The 826-nt window shown below is 55.1% G+C and carries 4 tRNA genes; all 4 read right to left on the bottom strand.

The features are described 5' to 3' along the window. Positions 1 to 93: 93 nt before the first annotated feature. Positions 94 to 168, bottom strand: a tRNA-Glu gene (locus tag HA052_RS27125). Between the two features lie 8 nt (positions 169 to 176). Further along, a tRNA-Arg gene (locus HA052_RS27120) sits at positions 177 to 253 on the bottom strand. Between the two features lie 3 nt (positions 254 to 256). Beyond that, a tRNA-Glu gene (locus HA052_RS27115) sits at positions 257 to 331 on the bottom strand. 7 nt (positions 332 to 338) lie between these two features. Beyond that, positions 339 to 415, bottom strand: a tRNA-Arg gene (locus HA052_RS27110). Positions 416 to 826 lie beyond the last annotated feature (411 nt).

Below are 826 nucleotides of genomic sequence, written 5' to 3'. Positions count from 1 at the left end.
GTTTTTTGTTGTTTCCGCCAGGCGGCCGGATGGCCGCCTGGCGGAAACAACAAAAAACCCGTCATGTTGCCATGACGGGCTTCTTGAGAAAGCTGGCGTCCCCACGGGGAATCGAACCCCGGCTACCGCCGTGAAAGGGCGGTGTTCTAACCGCTAAACTATAGGGACTTAAATTGTGGCGCACCCGGAGCGATTCGAACGCCCGACCCTCTGGTTCGTAGCCAGATACTCTATCCAACTGAGCTACGGGTGCTAGTGGCGTCCCCACGGGGAATCGAACCCCGGCTACCGCCGTGAAAGGGCGGTGTTCTAACCGCTAAACTATAGGGACACTAGTGTGGCGCACCCGGAGCGATTCGAACGCCCGACCCTCTGGTTCGTAGCCAGATACTCTATCCAACTGAGCTACGGGTGCGCTGTTTCGCGAGACGTTGTGTCTTGCGAGAAGCGGAATACTATAGATTCGCTTTTTGAGTGTCAATCGTTTTTGAAAGTTTTTTTACAGGGCCGTGCTCGGTCCGGCTGCCGCTGTCGTGCTGCGCCAACAGGGGTACCGGTCAGACATAGTTGGCCGTTGTCTTGATACAAAGTCTGAAAGCCGGTTGATGCCGCTCCGCGCATGGGGTCTGAACTTGGCTGTGAGGGCCAGCAGCTAACGGTGGCATGCAGCCGGAAAGGCGGAATTTTGTAAACTTATTAATTTATATCTAAACTTTTTCCGGAATCCTCAGATAAGACTCCTTGAGTAGGCCAATTTCGGGAGATCGAACATGGTTGCAATGGTGCTGGGGGCGGGGTTGGGGCTGCAGAATGGTTCGTTGGCGGC

The organism is Chromobacterium fluminis, assembly GCF_011602385.1.
In the GTDB taxonomy this organism is placed as follows: Bacteria; Pseudomonadota; Gammaproteobacteria; order Burkholderiales; family Chromobacteriaceae; genus Chromobacterium; species Chromobacterium fluminis.
Note: the sequence above shows the minus strand (reverse complement) of the source record. Positions and strands in the feature narration are given on the sequence as shown.